At 60.8% G+C, this 17309-nt stretch carries 15 protein-coding genes and 1 tRNA gene; 9 read left to right on the top strand and 7 right to left on the bottom strand.

What is annotated here, in order from left to right; all coding sequences use genetic code 11:
• Positions 1 to 3: 3 nt before the first annotated feature.
• The 4 genes from BUA94_RS00355 to BUA94_RS00370 all read left to right on the top strand — a co-directional run bounded on the left by BUA94_RS00355 (position 4) and on the right by BUA94_RS00370 (position 4899).
• Positions 4 to 1152 (top strand): mandelate racemase family protein, encoded by a 1149-nt coding sequence (locus tag BUA94_RS00355; protein ID WP_073007317.1) that lies wholly within the window; start codon positions 4 to 6, stop codon positions 1150 to 1152.
• A gap of 103 nt (positions 1153 to 1255) precedes the next feature.
• Positions 1256 to 2863, top strand: a complete 1608-nt coding sequence (locus BUA94_RS00360; protein WP_073007320.1) for an ABC transporter substrate-binding protein — start codon at positions 1256 to 1258, stop codon at positions 2861 to 2863.
• Positions 2864 to 3370: 507 nt separating this feature from the next.
• Entirely contained in the window at positions 3371 to 3670 is a 300-nt protein-coding gene (locus tag BUA94_RS00365) for a hypothetical protein (protein ID WP_073007323.1), read from the top strand.
• Between the two features lie 56 nt (positions 3671 to 3726).
• Positions 3727 to 4899: an ankyrin repeat domain-containing protein gene (locus BUA94_RS00370; protein WP_073007326.1), complete on the top strand. Its 1173-nt coding sequence runs from the start codon at positions 3727 to 3729 to the stop codon at positions 4897 to 4899.
• 628 nt (positions 4900 to 5527) lie between these two features.
• On the opposite strand, the gene BUA94_RS00375 is transcribed toward BUA94_RS00370, so the two are convergent.
• The 6 genes from BUA94_RS00375 to BUA94_RS00400 form a co-directional block, all read right to left on the bottom strand.
• Entirely contained in the window at positions 5528 to 6562 is a 1035-nt protein-coding gene (locus BUA94_RS00375; protein ID WP_139250970.1) for a dienelactone hydrolase family protein, read from the bottom strand.
• On the bottom strand, positions 6546 to 7292 hold the full coding sequence (locus BUA94_RS00380) for an ABC transporter ATP-binding protein (protein WP_073007333.1): 747 nt from the start codon (positions 7290 to 7292) through the stop codon (positions 6546 to 6548). Before BUA94_RS00380 ends, BUA94_RS00375 begins: the two co-directional genes overlap by 17 nt.
• A complete protein-coding gene (locus tag BUA94_RS00385) occupies positions 7289 to 8146 on the bottom strand; it encodes an ABC transporter ATP-binding protein (RefSeq protein ID WP_073007336.1) in 858 nt (285 codons plus the stop codon). Before BUA94_RS00385 ends, BUA94_RS00380 begins: the two co-directional genes overlap by 4 nt.
• Before the next feature lie 4 nt (positions 8147 to 8150).
• Positions 8151 to 9053 carry an ABC transporter permease gene (locus BUA94_RS00390; protein ID WP_073010563.1) on the bottom strand — a complete coding sequence of 301 codons (903 nt, stop codon included), beginning with the start codon at positions 9051 to 9053 and terminating at the stop codon, positions 8151 to 8153.
• A 2-nt stretch (positions 9054 to 9055) separates the two neighbouring features.
• Positions 9056 to 10081, bottom strand: a complete 1026-nt coding sequence (locus tag BUA94_RS00395; protein WP_073007340.1) for an ABC transporter permease — start codon at positions 10079 to 10081, stop codon at positions 9056 to 9058.
• 370 nt (positions 10082 to 10451) lie between these two features.
• Positions 10452 to 10528: transfer RNA gene (locus tag BUA94_RS00400), tRNA-Arg, on the bottom strand.
• An 875-nt stretch (positions 10529 to 11403) separates the two neighbouring features.
• Between BUA94_RS00400 and rpsT the strand changes: the two genes are divergently transcribed.
• The 5 genes from rpsT (at position 11404) to recF (ending at position 16920) form a co-directional block, all read left to right on the top strand.
• Positions 11404 to 11670: a 30S ribosomal protein S20 gene (rpsT, locus tag BUA94_RS00405; protein ID WP_073007343.1), complete on the top strand. Its 267-nt coding sequence runs from the start codon at positions 11404 to 11406 to the stop codon at positions 11668 to 11670.
• 644 nt (positions 11671 to 12314) lie between these two features.
• Positions 12315 to 12755 carry a rhodanese-like domain-containing protein gene (locus BUA94_RS00410; protein WP_073007346.1) on the top strand — a complete coding sequence of 147 codons (441 nt, stop codon included), beginning with the start codon at positions 12315 to 12317 and terminating at the stop codon, positions 12753 to 12755.
• A 149-nt stretch (positions 12756 to 12904) separates the two neighbouring features.
• A complete protein-coding gene (gene dnaA, locus BUA94_RS00415; RefSeq protein WP_073007349.1) occupies positions 12905 to 14386 on the top strand; it encodes a chromosomal replication initiator protein DnaA in 1482 nt (493 codons plus the stop codon).
• A gap of 178 nt (positions 14387 to 14564) precedes the next feature.
• Positions 14565 to 15683, top strand: coding sequence for a DNA polymerase III subunit beta (dnaN, locus tag BUA94_RS00420; protein WP_073007352.1), 1119 nt, complete (start codon positions 14565 to 14567; stop codon positions 15681 to 15683).
• 94 nt (positions 15684 to 15777) lie between these two features.
• Positions 15778 to 16920 (top strand): DNA replication/repair protein RecF, encoded by a 1143-nt coding sequence (recF, locus tag BUA94_RS00425; protein WP_073007355.1) that lies wholly within the window; start codon positions 15778 to 15780, stop codon positions 16918 to 16920.
• A gap of 16 nt (positions 16921 to 16936) precedes the next feature.
• Here recF and BUA94_RS00430 read toward each other — a convergent pair whose 3' ends face one another.
• Positions 16937 to 17116 carry a hypothetical protein gene (locus tag BUA94_RS00430; RefSeq protein WP_073007359.1) on the bottom strand — a complete coding sequence of 60 codons (180 nt, stop codon included), beginning with the start codon at positions 17114 to 17116 and terminating at the stop codon, positions 16937 to 16939.
• Between the last annotated feature and the right edge of the window lie 193 nt (positions 17117 to 17309).

Here is a 17309-nt window from a genome sequence, read left to right on the forward strand (position 1 = left end):
ACCGTGATCATCACCGACGTGTCCGTCCGCGTTTTCAGGCACAAAACCCGCCGGCATTCCGACAGCGCCGGTCATGCGCATCCGGGCCCCGAGCACGAGGTGAAGCAGGCCATGCTGACCATCCGCACGGAGGATGGGGTCGAGGGTCACAGTTTCTGCCCGCCGGAAGTGGTCCGCCCTCATGTGATCGACAAGTTCGTGAAGAAGGTTCTCATCGGCCAGGACCACCGGGACCGGGAGCGTCTGTGGCAGGATCTGGCCCACTGGCAGCGCGGCTCCGCCGCCCAGCTCACTGACCGTACCCTCGCGGTGGTGGACTGCGCCCTGTGGGATCTGGCAGGCCGCACCCTTAATCAGCCTGTCTACAAGCTGATCGGCGCCTACCGGGACAAGGTTCTCGCCTATGGTTCGATTATGTGCGGCGATGAGGTCGAGGGCGGTCTGGCGACCCCGGAGGATTACGGCCGTTTTGCCGAAACGCTGGTCAAGCGCGGCTACAAGGGCATCAAGCTGCACACCTGGATGCCGCCGGTTAGCTGGGCGCCGGATGTGAAGATGGACCTGAAGGCCTGCGCCGCCGTGCGCGAGGCGGTCGGCCCGGATATCCGGTTGATGATCGACGCCTTCCACTGGTATTCCCGCGTCGACGCCTTGGCCCTGGGCCGGGGCCTGGAAAAGCTGGACTTCGACTGGATCGAGGAGCCGCTGGACGAGCAGTCCATGTCTTCCTACCAGTGGCTGGCGGCAAACCTCGACATTCCGGTCATCGGGCCGGAAAGCGCGGCGGGCAAGCATTGGCACCGGGCCGAATGGGTGAAGGCGGGCGCTTGCGACATCCTGCGCACGGGCGTCAACGATGTGGGCGGCATTACCCCGGCCCTCAAGACCATGCGCATGGCAGAAAGCTTCGGCATGGATTGCGAGGTCCACGGCAACACGGCCATGAACCTGCAGGTGGTGGCAGCGGCCAAGAACTGCCGCTGGTACGAGCGCGGCCTGCTGCACCCGTTCCTCGAATATGACGATGGCTTCGACTACCTGAACAGCCTGTCCGATCCGATGGATGAACAGGGCTTTGTCCACGTGCCCAACCGTCCCGGTCTTGGTGAGGACATCAATTTCGAGCACATCGAGAACAACCGCGAAAGCTGAGTTTGCCGGCTGGCGCGGGTGAGGAGACCCAAACGCCAGCCGGCCAAAGGCGGCAAGGCCGGTGAGATCCGGCATTGGTCCGCAAAACCCCTTGGGAGGAACCATGAAACATCTATTTGCATCCGCAGCGCTTGGCGCGCTGCTTCTTGCCGCTGCCCCCGGTCTCAAGTCTGCGTCCTTCGCGGAAACTCCGGCAGATCAGCTGGTTGTCGCCTTCAACATGACCAACGTGCTGACCATGGATCCGGCTGCGATCACCGGCGGGGAAACCGTCCAGATCCTTAACAACGTCTATGACGCGCTGGTCTCGCTCAACCCGGAAACCCTGGCGCTGGAGCCGCGCCTTGCCGAGAGCTGGGAGATTGCCCCGGACAACATGTCCGTGACCTTCCACCTGCGCAAGGACGCGAGATTCGCCTCCGGCAATCCGCTGACCGCTGAAGATGTTGCCTTCACCCTGACGCGTCTATTGAAACTCAGCCAGGCCCAGGCCTCCAGCCTGACGAGCCGCGGTTTCAAGGTCGAGGACGCGGACAAATATTTCGTTGCCAAGGACGCCCATACCTTCGTGCTGAACCTGGCCAACCCGGACGATCCCAAGCTCCTGATGATGGTGCTGGCGGAAGCGGGCCGCGGCTCCATCCTCGACAGCAAGCTGGTCAAGGAGAACGAGAAGGATGGCGACCTTGGCCAGGCCTTCCTGACCAACAATTCTGCAGGTTCGGGCGCCTATGCGCTGACCAACTGGCGGGCGAACGAATATGTCATCCTGACCCGCAACGACAATTTCTGGGGCAAGGCGCCGGAAATGAAGCGCGTCCTGATGCGCCATCTGCCGGAGTCCCAGACCCAGCGTCTGGGCCTTGAAAAGGGCGATATCGACGTCGGCTTCTCCCTGGCGGCCGCGGACCTGCGCGCACTGGAAGAGAACAAGGATCTGAAGGTGGAATCCGTGCCGAGCGCCGGCTTCTACTATCTCGCCGTGTCCATGAAGGACGAGCGCTTCGCCAACAAGAAGGTCCGCGAGGCCCTGCGCTACCTGATCGATTATGACGGCATCAACTCGGCCATCATGCCCTATTTCGGCGTCAAGCATCAGCGGCCGATCAACTCCAACGCCTTTGCCGTCCTGCCGGACACGGATTATGCCTTCGACCCGGAAAAGGCCAAGACGCTGCTGGCGGAAGCGGGCTATCCGAACGGCTTCGAGACAACGCTCCGGGTGATCTCGACCCAGGAATTCCTGGATTCGGCCACCGCCATTCAGGGCACCCTGGCGAAGGCCGGCATCAACGCCAAGATCATCACCGGCAGCGGTGGCCAGATCTATGGCGCCATGCGCGAGCGTGAGTTCGAGCTTCTCGTCGGCCGTGGCGGCGGCGGCCAGCAGCCCCACCCGGACAGCAACCTGCGCGCCATGGTCTACAATCCGGATAATTCCCAGGAAGCCGGGCTGACCAACTATCAGGGCTGGCGCACGTCCTTCTTCGATGAAGACCTGAACAAGATGATCGAAGCCGCGCTCATCGAGCCGGATCAGGCCAAGCAGACCAAGATGTATGAGGACATCCAGCACACGATGGATGACCTGGTGATCTCGATCCAGCCCTTCTCCGAGCGCGTCGTCACCGCCGCCTATCAGGGCAAGGTCCACGGCATCATCGTCGATCCGTGGGTAACCCGCTTCGAAGGTGTTACCAAGGAGCGCTGATCCTCCTCCCTCAGCCTCCCCAAGCGCGCCCCAACAAGGGCGCGCTTTTTTGTTCGGGAGAGACCTATTCTCCCCACATACTTGCCCTACGGAGCACGGCACACTGGGAAAGTCATCGCGCTGCTCTGCAAGTGAGTAGGCCCCGGGTCTTGCGATGCTCGCCCGGGGTGACATCCAAGCTCTCTACGGTCACCCCGGCCAAGCGCAGCGCGTCCGGTTGCCGGATCAGTTTTCCCTATAGCTTCAGGTTGCAGCCGCGGATCAAGGAATGCTTCAAGACGCCTCTCCTAGTTCAGGAGGGCAAATTGGGGGCATGGCGGGGTGTCTGGTGGGCTGGCACGTGTGATCTGCATAAATATTTGCCTTAATTGAGAGTTTTTTCCCTGGGGCATTGAAGTTGAGTTTCAGGGTTTCGCCTCTTTTTGCGCTTGGCAGTCCCCATTTGGGGGATTTAGCGGGCTGAGGGGATAGGATAAGATACCCTTCATTTTGAGGGGAGATGTATCGATGGAAATGATTGCGGTCGGGATTCTGATCATGTGGCTTGGGGTGGCGAGCATGATTGCGCGTCAGTTGGCGAAGAACAGCTATCCGCCTGCGGTCAATGCGATTGCGCTGGCAGGGGCCGGGTTCATCGCAACGGTGACCCTTTTGTTCTTCATGTTCAGACCGATGCTGCCCGCCGGCATTCCGGCGACCTGGATCCTGCAGCCGCTCGCCATTGCCTCTGGCATTGCGGCCCTTGTCGTCGCCCTGGTGAGCTTCCTGCTCATCAAGCAGACACGCCGCCGCAGGGCTGCCGCATAAAGCGGCCTCTCGTGCATTTGCCGGCCATTTTGGTGGCCATTTTGGGGAGAACACCCGTGTTTTCGCATTTCCGTTGTTTCTGTGCTTCCATTCTCGGGAGCCTTCTGGTTCTCGCCGCTCCCCATCCGGGAGCCTTGGCTCAACACATCGATTTTGTGGCAATTGACGCCCTAACCGGCCTGGAACAGATGACCGATGGCGTTGCGATGATGAAGGTGGGAACCTCAAACTCCGACTATGAAATCGAATCCCTGCAATACGCCCGCGCTGGCGCGGGAAAAGCCCTGACCGCGATTGAGGTGGTTCTGGCCAAGAACCCGGACTATGTGGTCAAGGATCCCTTGACCGGCGAGACGGCCAAGGCGGCTGATATCAAGTCCCAGGCCGCCGCTGGTCTGGAAGAGTTGAACGAGATCCTGCGTACGGACTTGAAAAAGCAGCTTGCCGCTCAGGAGAGCAAGAACCTTGGCGAAGCGGATTTCCCGAAGCTGGTTCAGCTGGTTCCGGGCGGGGATCTCAACGCCATCCGGGCAGAGATCGACAGAACCGGCCGGCCGGATGCGCATTACCAGAACCAGACAGCCCTGCTGGAGGCGGCCAAGCGTGGCAAGACCGGTATCATCGACCTGCTGGCCGAAAAGGGCGCGGATTTCGACTGGGTGACCTGGACGTCTTCGCCCTTGAGTGAAGCTGCGAAGAATGGCCATGCTGATGCGGCACGCCGGCTCATCAAGCATGGTGCGGACTTTGACCGCCCGAACGGCAAGAACCTCAATACGCCTCTGATCGATGCCATCCAGAAAGAGCATGAGGATGTGATCCTCGCCCTTGTCGAGGAGGGCGCGGACGTAACCATTGTCGACTGGCGTGGCAGCAGCCCGCTGGACTGGGCCCGCCACAAGAAAATGAACAAGGTCGTCAGGCTGCTGGAGTTTGAACTGAAGGGCAAAAAGACCGGCTACACGGCCTATGAGGTGCTGAAGCCCTTCGGTGCGGCCTCACAGATCCTGCAGCGCAACAACCGGGAACTGGCGGAGATGGAGAAGGCTGTTTCTTCCGTCAACAACGCGCCGGATCCCGGCTGCACCCAGACCCGGAAGCTGGACAAGGACATCAAGGAGATTGCCGGGCGTCTGGAGACCTTCGGTGACAAGGGCGGCGCGGCCCAAGCCGACAGAATTTACAAGGCCTTTGTGAAAGGCGCAAAGCAGGCCTGCCTCAACGGCTAGGGAATAAATCTCGCCGGAACGCCTTGGCTTCCACGGCCTTCCGGCAATTCCCCATCGTCTTCCGAATTCTGACTTCGCGGCGGTCTGCACACTGGAAAAGCCATCGCGCTGCTCTGGAAATGAGTGGGCCCCGGATCTTCGCTGCGCTACGTCCAGGGTGACGGCGTTGACATATACAGATGTCACCCGGGCCGCAGGCAAAACCGGAGAGCCGGGGCCTACTCATTGCCAGAACTTCGCTCAAACACGCGGAAAACCGCGAAAACGCGTCAGGCTTGAGATCCCTTGCCACAGAACTTGATCAGCAGCCCTCTGCGAACGAGTGGCCACCGGGTCTCCGGCTCTGCCTGCGCCCGGGGTGGACCGGGGCGGAAGCGTCTGAGATCACCCCGGGCAAGCGCAGCGCGACCCGGGGCCTACTCATTTGCAAAGCGATCACATTGAGCACGGCTTCAGGACCAGGCCCTCGCTTGGTCAGTTGATCTTCAGGCGGGACCCCTTCGCACATCCCTCGAAAGACGCCGTGCGAGTGGGCCCCGGGTCTCGCGTTGCTCACCCGGGGTGACCGGGAGGTGAGCGTCGGAGGTCACCAACTCTGTTTTGCGATGTCATCCAAGGCTTCCGACTGTCACCCAGCCGTCTTGCCCAGAAAGGCCACTGCTTCTGCCAGGACGGGGGCAGGGCAGGTGTGGGCGTAATCGTGAAAGCCGGTGTCGGGGGCAGGGGCCTTTGCCGCCGTGCAGATGCTGGTAATCCGGGCAAAGGCGCGGGCGGCGCTTTCCTCCGGCATATGCGGGTCGCCGCGGCCGGAGCGGAAGAACAGCGGCTTTCCGGCAGCAAGGCCTGCCAGATCGGGAAAATCCGCAAGGGCTGCCAGCGCGGGATGGAGGAAATAGAAGGCGGATTGGCCCTTGAGCAGGGGGGCACCCGGCTGCATCAGATCCGCTCGTTCCGCCATCCAGCCGACAGAAGCCGCAGCGCCAACGTCTGAACTGAGGGCTGCCACCTGCCAGGCGCGGAAGCCGCCGAAGGAAAAGCCGAAGGCGGAGATCCTTTGCGGATCTATCTCGGCAAGCGAGGCCAGCCAGCGGGCGGCCTGAATGTCTTCTGCGGCCACCAAGCCGGCAAGGCTCCAGCCGAGGCCGAGGGCATTGGCGGCCAGCGCCTGCTGATGGCTGTAGCCACCGGCAAAGCGGCTGCCCCAGCCCAGAGCATCAAGACAGAGAACGGCAAAGCCCGCCTCCAGCAAGGCGGAAGCGGGGGCCCTCCCGTCATAATGGCGGGCGCGGCCGGTCTCAGAGGCGGGCAGGTCGAACAGTTTCTGCCAGCCGAGCTCGAAGGCACCGCCGTGGTCATGCAGCAGCAAGACGGCGGGAAAGGGCGGCTTGCCCTTGGGCAGCATCAGGCAACCTTCGGTCTTCGCCCCCGTGGCAAAGCGCAGGGTCAGGCGCGTGCCGTCCCGTTCTGCCTCCGGCATCCCGCCGCTTGGCGGCAGGCTGTCCTGCCAAAGCGCAAGCAGGCGGCGGCGCCAGTCCTCGAACCCGCTGCCGCCAAAGCCGAGATCCATCGGTAGCGCGTGCCGTCGCGCCTCCAGAAAATCCGGCAGGGGCAGGGGCTGAAGTTGGGGCTGGGGCGTGGTGGCCGGATCAGACGGCGCGTTCATACTCAAGCGACGCCCCGATCAGTTCGCGTGCATAGGGATCCGTTGCGCCATTGCCGGGGATCGCCTCGCGCGGCAGGATTTCGACGATCCGTCCGGCCTGCATCACCGCAAAGCGCTCGCACATGTGGTCGACCACCGCCAGATCGTGGCTCACCATGATGTAGGTGAAGCCCTTTTCTGCGCGCAGCCGGGCCAGAAGATTGAGGATTTCCGCCTGCACCGACACATCCAGCGCCGAGGTAGGCTCGTCCAGCAGCAACACGTCCGGCTCCAGGATGAGCGCCCGGGCAATGGCGACACGCTGCCGCTGGCCACCGGAGAGCTGATGGGGATAGCGGTCGAGGAAATCGATCGGCAGACCCACGTCGGTCAAGACCTGCTCCATCCGCTCCTGGTGATTGTCCAGCCGGTTGACGATCAGCGACTCGCTCAAGGTGGTGCGGACCGAATGGCGTGGATGCAACGAGCCATAGGGGTCCTGAAACACCATCTGCAAGGTGCGGCAGCGCTCCGGCGTTGCCATGTCCCGAACGGAGGTTCCGCCGATCTTCACCTCGCCGCCCCAGACGGACAACAGCAGCGACAGGCAGCGCAGCACCGTCGACTTGCCCGATCCGCTTTCGCCGACCAGGCCGAAGCATTCGCCGGGCTCCACGTCGAAACAGACGTCCTTCAGCACCCGGGTTTCGCCAAAGGCGATTTCCATGTTGCGCACATTGACGGACTTCATGAACTTGCCTCCACCGGCTCGGACCATTCCGGGCGGCGCTGCAGCACCGGCAGCGTGCCGCGGCCCCCGCCAATGCGCGGCTGGGCGGCCAGAAGCCCGCGGGAATAGGGATGCTGGGCGTTGTCCAGCTCGCTGGCCTTCAGGCTTTCCACCACCTGGCCGGCATACATGATCAGCACCCGGTCGCAGAAATTGCGCACCAGATTGAGGTCATGGGAAATCATGATCAGGCCGATGCCCTTGTCGCGCACCAGCGCATCCAGAATGCCCAGCACCTGCAGGCGCACGGTTACGTCCAGCGCCGAGGTCGGCTCATCGGCAATGACAAGAGACGGATTGGTCAGGAGCATCATGGCAATCATGATGCGCTGGCCCATGCCGCCGGAGACCTCATGCGGGTAAAGCCCGTAGACCCGCTCCGGATCGCGGATCTGCACCGCCTCCAGCATGTCCAGCGTGCGGGCACGCGCTTCCCGTTTCGGGCATTTGTTGTGGGTCAGATAGGCTTCCGTGATCTGGTCGCCGCAGCGCTGGATCGGGTTCAGCGAGAATTTCGGATCCTGCAGGATCATCGACATCTGCGCCCCGCGCACATGCAGCATGTCCTTCTCGCTGGCGCGCAAAAGGTCGATGCCCTTGAAACTCATCCGGTCGGCGGTGATCTCCGCCGTCGGCAACAGGCGCAGCAAGGCGCGGCCGACGGTGGACTTGCCCGAGCCGCTTTCGCCCACGATGCCCAGCCGTTCCCGACCCAGGGTGAAGGAGACATTGCGCACGGCGGGCCGGGGAGTGCCGCGATAATGGATCGAGAGGTTCTCGACGCTCAGGATCGGATCGGAGGGATGGTCGGTCATGGCTCTACCTCCGGTTCATCTGCTTGGGATCGAGCGCATCGCGCAGGCCGTCGCCCAGAAGGTTGAAGGCGAGGCTGACACAGAGAATGGCAAGGCCCGGAAAGGTCACCGTCCACCAGCTGTCGATCATGTAGCGGCGGCCGGTGGCGATCATCGCGCCCCATTCGGGCAGGGGCGGCTGCGCCCCGAGGCCCAGGAAGCCGAGGCCGGCAGCGGTCAGGATCACGGTCGCCATGTTGAGGGTCAGGCGGATCAGCACCGAGGGCAGGCACATGGGCACGATCGAGCGCCAGATGATGCGGCCGGACGAGGCCCCTTGCAGGCGCGCCGCGGCAATATAGTCGGCGGAGCGGAAGGTGAGGGTCTCGGCCCGGGCCAGGCGGGCAATCGGCGGCCAGGCGGTGAGCGAGATGGCGATGATGGCGTTGTTGAGGCTTGGCCCGAGGGCGGCGACAAAGGCCAGCGACAGGATCAGCGAGGGGAAGGACAGGAAGATGTCCGTGATCCGCATCAGCACCGTGTCGATCCGGCCGCCGAAATAGCCGGCAACGGTGCCCACCAGCAGGCCGATGGGGCCAACGATGACCGAGACCAGGGTGATGAAGGTCAAGGTGATGCGCGAGCCGTAGAGAATGCGGCTGTAGATGTCCCGGCCCAGTTCATCGGTGCCGAAGAAATGCGCCATGCTCGGCGCCTGAAGGGCGCTCTGCAGGTCCTGGGCATAGGGGTCATGGGTGGCCAGCAGCGGCGCCAGCGCCGCCCCCGACAAGAGCACGGCCAGCACCAGCAGGCCGAAGGCGGATGTAGGGCTTTTCAGAAGAAAAGTCAGGATGTTGCGCAAGGCAATGAGGGACTGGGGAACCCGTTTCACGGTCTCCCGGGCCGGCCGTTGCGAGGCGTCGGTCATGGTCATCGGGTCCTCGGGTCAAACACGCGGTAGAGAAGATCGGACAGAAGGTTGAGGGTGATGAAGATCACTCCCACGATCAGGACGCAGGTCATCACCGCGTTCATGTCGCCGATCAGGAGATTGCTGGTGAGATATTGGCCGAAGCCCGGCCAGGCGAAGACGGTCTCGATCAGCACGGCGCCTTCCAGCAGCGCCCCATAGGCCAGCGCCACGATGGTGACGAGCTGCACCCGGATGTTGCCGAAGGCATGGCGCCAGATGGTCTGGCGGTTGGACAGGCCTTTGACGCGCGCGGTGGTGATATATTCCTGATTGATCTGATCCAGCATGAAGCTGCGGGTCATGCGGGTGATATAGGCCGAAGAGGAATAGCCCAGGAGCGCGGCCGGCAGGATGATGTGGTTGACCGCGCTGCGGAAGATCTCCCACTCACCGGCCATGGCGCTGTCGATCAGGAGGAAGCCGGTCTGTTCGGGCACCAGCCCGATATAGAACTGGTCCATGCGGCCCGAGCCGCCGACCCAGCCGAAATGGGCATAGAAGATCAGGAGGGCGATCATGCCGGTCCAGAAGATCGGCATGGAATGGCCTGCAAGGCTCAGGACGCGAACCACGTGATCGGGCCAGCGGTCCTTGTTGACGGCGGCCAGCACACCCATGGACACGCCAAGCGTGGCGCCAATGAGAATGGCGAAGGTGGCCAGCTCGATGGTGGCCGGCAGCACATAGAGAATGTCCTCCAGCACCGGTTTGCCCGTGCGGATGGAGGTGCCGAAATTGAAGGTGGCAACGTCCTTCAGATAATAGAGGAACTGCTGCCACATGGGCCGGTCGAAGCCGAGCTGTTGGTAGACATGCTCATAGACCTCGCGGGTCGCATCCTCGCCCACCATGGCCCGCACCGGGTCCACGGGCATGACGCGGCCGATCACGAAAGTCAGGATCAGCAGTCCAAACAGCGTCACGAGGATCGTGCCGCCCTGTCCGGCAATCGCCCCCAACCGGCGGCGGCCTAGATACGCCATACAAGCTCCTCCTTCTTGCGACGGCCCGGATTTCACATCCGCATTATGTTGGACAAATCTGTTATACAGGATTGCGAATGTCAAGCGGATAGGTGGGGGAGGGTGTCGTTTGGGAAGGCGGATGAGTCTTGAGGGGAAATGAGCCACACCTCTTCAGAGGGCGCATAACCGAGTAGCGCCAGCTTGAACGCCCAGAGATGAGAAGGATGGCTCCGGCCGCAGTTGCTGAAAATAAGTTGCAGGCATTGGATGCCGGGTGCTGAAGGCACATTTTCCTGTTGGATGGGGCCTTCCCACGGCAATAAAAATCAAAATGACAGCCGATTGCCAGCATCTTAGGACGCGGCATAAATAGATCTCTGGGAAAAATTGGCGCACCCGACAGGATTCGAACCTGTGACCCCTGCCTTCGGAGGGCAGTACTCTATCCAGCTGAGCTACGGGTGCGTGCCGCGATCCGGAACGAGCCGGTCGGATAGAAGCTCCTGATAGCCCATCACACTGGCGGCATCAATTCCTTTCTTGTGCTTTTGGACAGGATCAAACGGATTGTTGGAATCCGGGCGTCCGGCGAGAGGGGGAGCAGTTCAGGAAAGACGTGCCGGCTGCGGGAAGGGGATGAAGAAGGTGGGGGCGGGCGCGGCAGAAACGCAGGCTCTTTGCTGAGGTGCGCGCCTCTTCGAAGGAGGCTCCTTGGCAGTGGTGAGGCCGGGCTCTACGAGGTCATGCAGGATTGGAAAGCAAAGGCTGTCACTGGAAAACAAAAAAAACGCGCGGACCCAAAGGGACCGCGCGAAACAAGTTTTAGTGCACGTGGCCCCATCGACCACTCATTGTTTATACATTGAATTGCCTAGGGAGTCATCATCAGCATCTCAAAAAGTACAAGGCGGATGCAAGATCTTGTCGTCCTCAGTCAAGTTTCGACTATTTGAAATTAGATGTTTCGCTTGGTTTCCGAAGGGCGGGCAAGTTTAGGGGAAGGGCTGGCAGTCCTTTCACAGACAGGAAAGTGGATGCTGTGGCAGGTTGCAGCAGGTGCCCACGGTAGGAAGTGATAGTATATATGGACTGCCGTTTCGGACGGCGTGATTGATGCTTGAGTGGTTCGCTGGCAAGCTTCCGGCAGGTAATGCGCGAAGGACGGAAGGAATCTCATCTAAGCCATTGACGTTGTCCGGTCCCCGCTTTATACAAGCGCCCAACCGGTGGCGGGACTACTCGCCGCCGTTGTTTTCGATCGGGTTCGCTTCCGCTTAGGCAAGGGGATCCGCCCGGTTTAACCTGGACATTAGTTCCACCTACGGATCAGGATTGAGCCCATGGCCAATACACCCTCGGCCAAGAAGGCGGCCCGCAAGATTGCCCGCCGGACGGCCACGAACAAAGCTCGTCGGAGCCGCGTGCGGACGTTTTTGCGCAAGGTAGAGGAAGCAATCGCTTCCGGTGACCAGGCCGCAGCCAGCGACGCTCTGAAGGCAGCTCAGCCGGAAATCATGCGCGCAGCGACCAAGGGCGTTCTTCACGCCAACACGGCCGCCCGCAAGGTGTCCCGTCTGAACGCACGTGTAAAGGCGATTAGCGCATAATTAATGATTGTGCGCATCGTTGCAAAAACCCGGCTTCAGGCCGGGTTTTTTTTTAGCCTGGCAAGGGCTCTGTGCTGACCATTGTCAATTGAGTCAGCAAAATAGGAGCTTTTGGACGCATCTCGCGCTGACATAAATTTTTTAATAAAAACAAGTACTTAGCGATAGGTTGGGGTGGGGGCTTGGTTGTGGCTTCGATTCTGGGTGAGTCAAGGTGGAACTTGATTCATTTTTTTTCCTACCCCCAGCTTATGCTGGTTCAAGGGCTGCGAGGCTTGGAAAATCCCTGAAGAAAAAAGCATTTGTGCGCTGCCCAGCCAGGGGGGTAAGCGGGGTGACGTAAGGGAGCTTTTTGCCCCCCCGGATATTTGTTGGACACAGGCTGTTGCCCGGCCCGGAGGGGCTGTATATGTTGGTTTCACCGGCGGGCTGAAAGGTCTGGCGAGCAAAAAAAAGATAAAAACCATCTGGGTAAATTATGGTCACAATGGCAAAAAAGAGATCAGAGTTTTCCCAAAGATGGACTGGCAGTGAATACAAAAATGTACTCATTGCTGAGGTTGGTCATATCTAGTTCCGGCTGAAGTTCTCAGAAATTTGAAAGTATAGTCAGCAACAGCCTTCGCTGTTGTTAAGGGGGCACTGTGCAAAATTCAGAACGCTATGCCGGCGATGTGGAACCACGCGCCGCCTATGAAAATTTGTCGCATGCATCCCAGGCTGTCCTGGTGGACGTGCGCACTCAGGCCGAGTGGAATTTCGTTGGCGTCCCGGATTTGCGGGCTTTTGATGGCGAGCCTCTCTTCGTGGAGTGGCAAAGCTTTCCTCCTGCGCCTCCTGTCAATGGATTTATTGGTCAGCTGGCCAAAAAAATGTCCGAGAAAGGACTTGACCAGACGGCCTCAATCTATTTTTTGTGCCGCTCCGGCGTCAGGAGCCTCGCGGCAGCAAATGCCATGGCGCAAGCCGGTTACGTCAATTGCTTCAATATTGCAGGCGGTTTCGAAGGGCCTCTGAATCCAGAGGGTCATCGAGGCGTGCAATCCGGCTGGAAGGCCTCCGGATTGCCTTGGATCCAGTCCTGATTTTCCTGTTCTGAACAGGTTCTACCGGCAGGTGTTAAAGCCCGCCGATCTCATAACCGTCCCAATCGGGACATATAATAGCTGTGCACTCAGCATTTAGCCAAAGAGCGGCTGTGGCGGATCGCTCTTTAAAACAGGAGGCGGAAGAAATGCAGGTTCAGGAGGCAAGCGGCTCCGAACACTGGAACCGTGTGAAAAAGCGGCTCCGCGCGGAACTTGGTGATGACGTCTTTTCCAGCTGGTTCGCACGTGTCGACCTGGAAGAGCATGCAGAAGGCACTGTGCGCCTGTCTGTCCCGACCCGGTTTCTCAAGCAGTGGATTCAATCCCACTACAATGAGCGCCTGATGGGTCTGTGGAAGGGTGAATGTGACAACGTTCACAAGATCGAGCTGACCGTCCGTGGCGCAGTGCGCCCGCGGCAGGTGTCCGCTCCGGTCAAGGCTGGCATTCCGGCGCCCCAGCGCCCGAAGATTGCCTCCGTGGAACCGCGTCTGGATGGGTTTTCCGACAACAGCAATTCTGTTGCCGCAGCGCAGGCTGCAACGGCCGCTCTTGGTCGTGGTGAAAGTGTTTCCGAAGTTGGCCGCGACATTCTTCAGGGCGCAGCCCTGGATCCGAAATACACGTTCGAGACATTTGTTGAAGGCGAGTCCAATGGTCTGGCTCTGGCGGCTGCCCGTCAGGTTGCCTCCGGCGGTGCCGTGACCTTCAATCCTCTTTATCTTCATGCGTCTGTCGGACTGGGCAAGACCCACCTGATGCAGGCCGTTGCGGCCAAGGTGCGGGCGTCTGGCCGCAAGGTGCTTTACCTCACCGCCGAACATTTCATGTACCGCTTCGTGTCTGCCCTGAAGGCGCAGTCCGCTCTGGCGTTCAAGGAAACCCTGCGGACGATCGATCTCCTCCTGATCGACGACATGCAGTTTCTGCACGGCAAGCAGGTGCAGCAGGAATTCTGCCACACGCTCAACGCCTTGATCGACGGTGCCCGTCAGGTCATCGTGGCGGCTGACCGGGCTCCATCCGAACTGGACACCCTGGATGACCGGGTTCGCTCCCGTCTGTCCGGTGGTCTGGTTGTCGGCATCCATGAGCCGGACTTCTCGCTTCGCCGCAACATCCTGTCGGCGCGCGTCGGCTTGGCGCAGCGCAGCTATCCGAACTTTGAAGTTCCGGACAGCGTGCTGGATTTCGTGGCCCGCCACGTCGTGTCTTCCGGACGCGATCTGGAAGGCGCGCTGAACCGCCTCGTCGCGCATAATCAGCTGACCAATCAGCCGATTACCCAGGAAATGGCGGAGTTGACCCTCCGCGACCTCATCCGCTCGAGCGAACCGCGCCGTGTGAAGATCGAGGATATCCAGCGGGTCGTGTCCAAGCACTATAATGTGACCAAGGCTGACCTTCTGTCCGCGCGCCGGACCCGGACGATCGTCCGTCCGCGTCAGATTGCCATGTATCTGGCCAAGGTCATGACGCCGCGGTCCCTGCCGGAAATCGGCCGCCGCTTTGGCAATCGCGATCACACCACGGTGCTTCATGCCGTGCGCAAGATCGAGGAAATGGCCCGTGCCGACAACGCGCTGGCTCAGGAGCTGGAGCTGCTGAAGCGCATGCTCGACGCGTGAGCCTTCAAAGGTTTACCGCGGGAATTTAACAGGTTGAGAGGGGCGTCTTTCGGGGCGCCCCTCTTGCATTTCAAGCCCATTCCGGGCAGTGTCTTCAGCCCCGCTTCCCTTCGTGGAAGCGCCTAGAGTTCCATGAACCGGGACGTCTTCCCGGACTTCTCAAGTACGGACATTGCGTATGAAAGCGACCCTCGAGCGGACCGACCTCCTCAAGTCCCTGACCCATGTGCACCGGGTTGTCGAGCGCCGTAACACCATTCCGATCCTGTCGAACGTCCTGCTGCGCGCCGAAGGCGGTGCCTTGCAGCTGAAGGCGACGGACCTTGATCTGGAAATCGTGGAAACCGTGCCGGCAATGGTGGAAATGAGCGGTGCGACCACCGTTCCGGCCCACATGATCTATGACATTGTGCGCAAGTTGCCGGATGGCTCCCAGGTTGTCCTGGAAACCACCAGCGACAATGCAACGCTGGAAATCCGGGCAGGCCGGTCGCGCTTCTCCTTGCAGATGCTGCCGGAAACCGACTTCCCGGATCTGACGGCGGGCGAGTTCAGCCATGGCTTCTCGCTCACGGCTGCCGAATTCCGCAAGCTGATCGACACGACCCAGTTTGCAATCTCGACCGAAGAGACCCGGTATTATCTCAACGGCATCTACATGCATTCGGTCGATGGCGCGAAGGGCCAGCGGTTCCGTGCTGTTGCCACCGACGGGCATCGTCTGGCGCAGGCGGAAGTTCCGGCGCCGAACGGCTCCATGGGCATGCCGGGTGTGATCGTTCCGCGCAAGACTGTCGGTGAAATCCAGAAGCTGCTGGAAACCCCGGACGCGAATGTCCAGATCGAGCTGTCGGAAACCAAGATCCGCATCACCACCGGTGCCGTGGTTCTCACGTCCAAGCTGATCGATGGCACTTTCCCGGACTATGGCCGGGTCATTCCGCAAGGCAATGACAAGGAAATGCGGGTCGACCGGGACGAGTTCAAGGAAGCCGTTGACCGTGTGTCGACCATTTCCTCCGAACGCGGACGTGCGGTGAAGATTTCGCTGTCCGAGGGCCGTATGGTTCTGGCGGTCAACAATCCGGATTCCGGCAGTGCGACGGAAGAGCTGGCGGTGGAATATGAGTCCACGCCGCTCGAGATCGGTTTCAACTCCCGTTATCTCCTGGACATCGCCAACCAGCTTACCAGTGATACGGCCCTGTTCCGCCTCGCGGATTCTGGCTCCCCGACGCTGATCCAGGACAACACGATTGATGATTGCCTCTTCGTCCTGATGCCGATGCGGGTCTGACGCATCCACGAAATTGGCCGGCAGCCGTTTGCCTCATCGGCACAACACGGCTGCTGGTTTCTATGGTTCGGTGCACGGATCTGGATGAGGGATCATGTCTGATTGGACACAGGCGGGGCTGACCCGCCTGACATTGACCGATTTCCGGAACTATGAGCGCCTGGATCTTGTCTTCACCGGGCAGCTCGTCGCCTTTGTTGGCGACAATGGCATCGGCAAGACAAACATTCTCGAAGCCATTTCCTTTCTGACGGCGGGCCGCGGGCTGCGCCGCGCAGCCATTTCCGATATCGCCCGGCTGGGCGGTTCTGGTGGCTGGAGCGTTTCTGCCAGCATGGTGCGGGATGATCTCGACACCAGGATCGGTACCGGGCTGACACCTGGAGAAGCCGGGCGCCGGGTGCGCATTGACGGCGAAGATGCGCGTAGTTCCGAAGCGTTGCTCGACTATATGCGGGTGCTCTGGCTGGTGCCGGCCATGGATGGGCTGTTTACCGGACCGGCCGGGGACCGGCGCAGGTTTCTTGACCGCTTGACCTTATCTCTTGATCCGAGCCATGGGCGTCGGGTCGCGGATTTTGAAAAGGCGCTGCGTCAGCGCAACCGGCTTCTCGATCAGGGCGGCAGCGCGTCCTATCTCTCCGCCATCGAAACGCAGGTCGCCGAACTCGGGACGGCTGTTTCCATCGCCCGGAGCGAAACCGTCAGCCTGCTGTCTGAAACCGTCAGGCTTCAAGCAGAGGGCGGACTGCCGTTTCCGCTGGCAAAGCTTGCCCTTGAAGGGGCATTCGAGACCGGAACGTTGGGCCTCAGCGCCATCGACCGTGAGGATCTCTTCAGGGAATGGCTTGAAGAGGGTCGGGGAAGGGACCGGGCCGCCGGCCGAACGCTGACGGGTCCACATCTTTCTGACCTGCATGTCCGGCACGCGGCAAAGGACATGCCTGCCTCTCAATCCTCCACCGGAGAACAGAAGGCACTGCTGATCGGCCTGGTCCTGGCGCATGCGGAACTCACCGCGCAGGTCAGTGGAATGAAGCCGGTTCTGCTTCTGGACGAAATTGCCGCCCATCTGGATCCGGGCCGGCGCAAGGCGCTCTTCGACAAGCTGCAGGGTCTGGGCGGTCAGGTCTTCATGACCGGCACCGACAGGGCGCTGTTCGAGGGCTTGCCTGAGGGCGGAGAAATCTTCCGGATCGCGCAAGGCGGAACTGCGATGCGCGATCCGGTCGAATGAAGATTTACGAGGCAAATCAGACGGTTATGTCAACGAGGGTGCCGGTGCCTCTGGGGGCGGGAGCCGAAGTTCCGCCCATGTCATCCGCATCATGATCGTTGATCTTGTCCGGTCCAGGTCCTTCCCTCATTTCGCGGGAGGAAACCTGACTGGCCTTCTGAGCAATTGCCCCACTTCCAACACTTCCGACATTCATGATCAATGTCCTCAAAGTGCCCCCGCAGACAGGAAGCGCTTTGACTGGTTAACAGGCAATTAATGCTTTCGTATTTCTGAAACAACGATCCGTCGCGGGCTGTTCCAATCCAACAGAAATCGCCCTCTTGAAGCGGGCGGCCGGGAGGCTCGCAAGGCCTAGGGTTCCCAAGGTTTTCCCCCGGTGATCCTGC

This window comes from Roseibium suaedae (assembly GCF_900142725.1).
Taxonomy (GTDB): domain Bacteria; phylum Pseudomonadota; class Alphaproteobacteria; order Rhizobiales; family Stappiaceae; genus Roseibium; species Roseibium suaedae.

Bases quoted from the DNA above. Each gene is read 5' to 3' on its own strand.
- recF (WP_073007355.1), top strand. From the start codon at position 15,778: ATGTCTGATTGGACACAGGCGGGGCTGACCCGCCTGACATTGACCGAT.
- dnaN (WP_073007352.1), top strand. From the start codon at position 14,565: ATGAAAGCGACCCTCGAGCGGACCGACCTCCTCAAGTCCCTGACCCAT.
- BUA94_RS00365 (WP_073007323.1), top strand. From the start codon at position 3,371: ATGGAAATGATTGCGGTCGGGATTCTGATCATGTGGCTTGGGGTGGCG.
- BUA94_RS00395 (WP_073007340.1), bottom strand. From the start codon at position 10,081: ATGGCGTATCTAGGCCGCCGCCGGTTGGGGGCGATTGCCGGACAGGGC.
- BUA94_RS00390 (WP_073010563.1), bottom strand. From the start codon at position 9,053: ATGACCGACGCCTCGCAACGGCCGGCCCGGGAGACCGTGAAACGGGTT.
- dnaA (WP_073007349.1), top strand. From the start codon at position 12,905: ATGCAGGTTCAGGAGGCAAGCGGCTCCGAACACTGGAACCGTGTGAAA.
- BUA94_RS00375 (WP_139250970.1), bottom strand. From the start codon at position 6,562: ATGAACGCGCCGTCTGATCCGGCCACCACGCCCCAGCCCCAACTTCAG.
- BUA94_RS00360 (WP_073007320.1), top strand. From the start codon at position 1,256: ATGAAACATCTATTTGCATCCGCAGCGCTTGGCGCGCTGCTTCTTGCC.
- BUA94_RS00385 (WP_073007336.1), bottom strand. From the start codon at position 8,146: ATGACCGACCATCCCTCCGATCCGATCCTGAGCGTCGAGAACCTCTCG.
- BUA94_RS00430 (WP_073007359.1), bottom strand. From the start codon at position 17,116: ATGAATGTCGGAAGTGTTGGAAGTGGGGCAATTGCTCAGAAGGCCAGT.
- BUA94_RS00380 (WP_073007333.1), bottom strand. From the start codon at position 7,292: ATGAAGTCCGTCAATGTGCGCAACATGGAAATCGCCTTTGGCGAAACC.
- rpsT (WP_073007343.1), top strand. From the start codon at position 11,404: ATGGCCAATACACCCTCGGCCAAGAAGGCGGCCCGCAAGATTGCCCGC.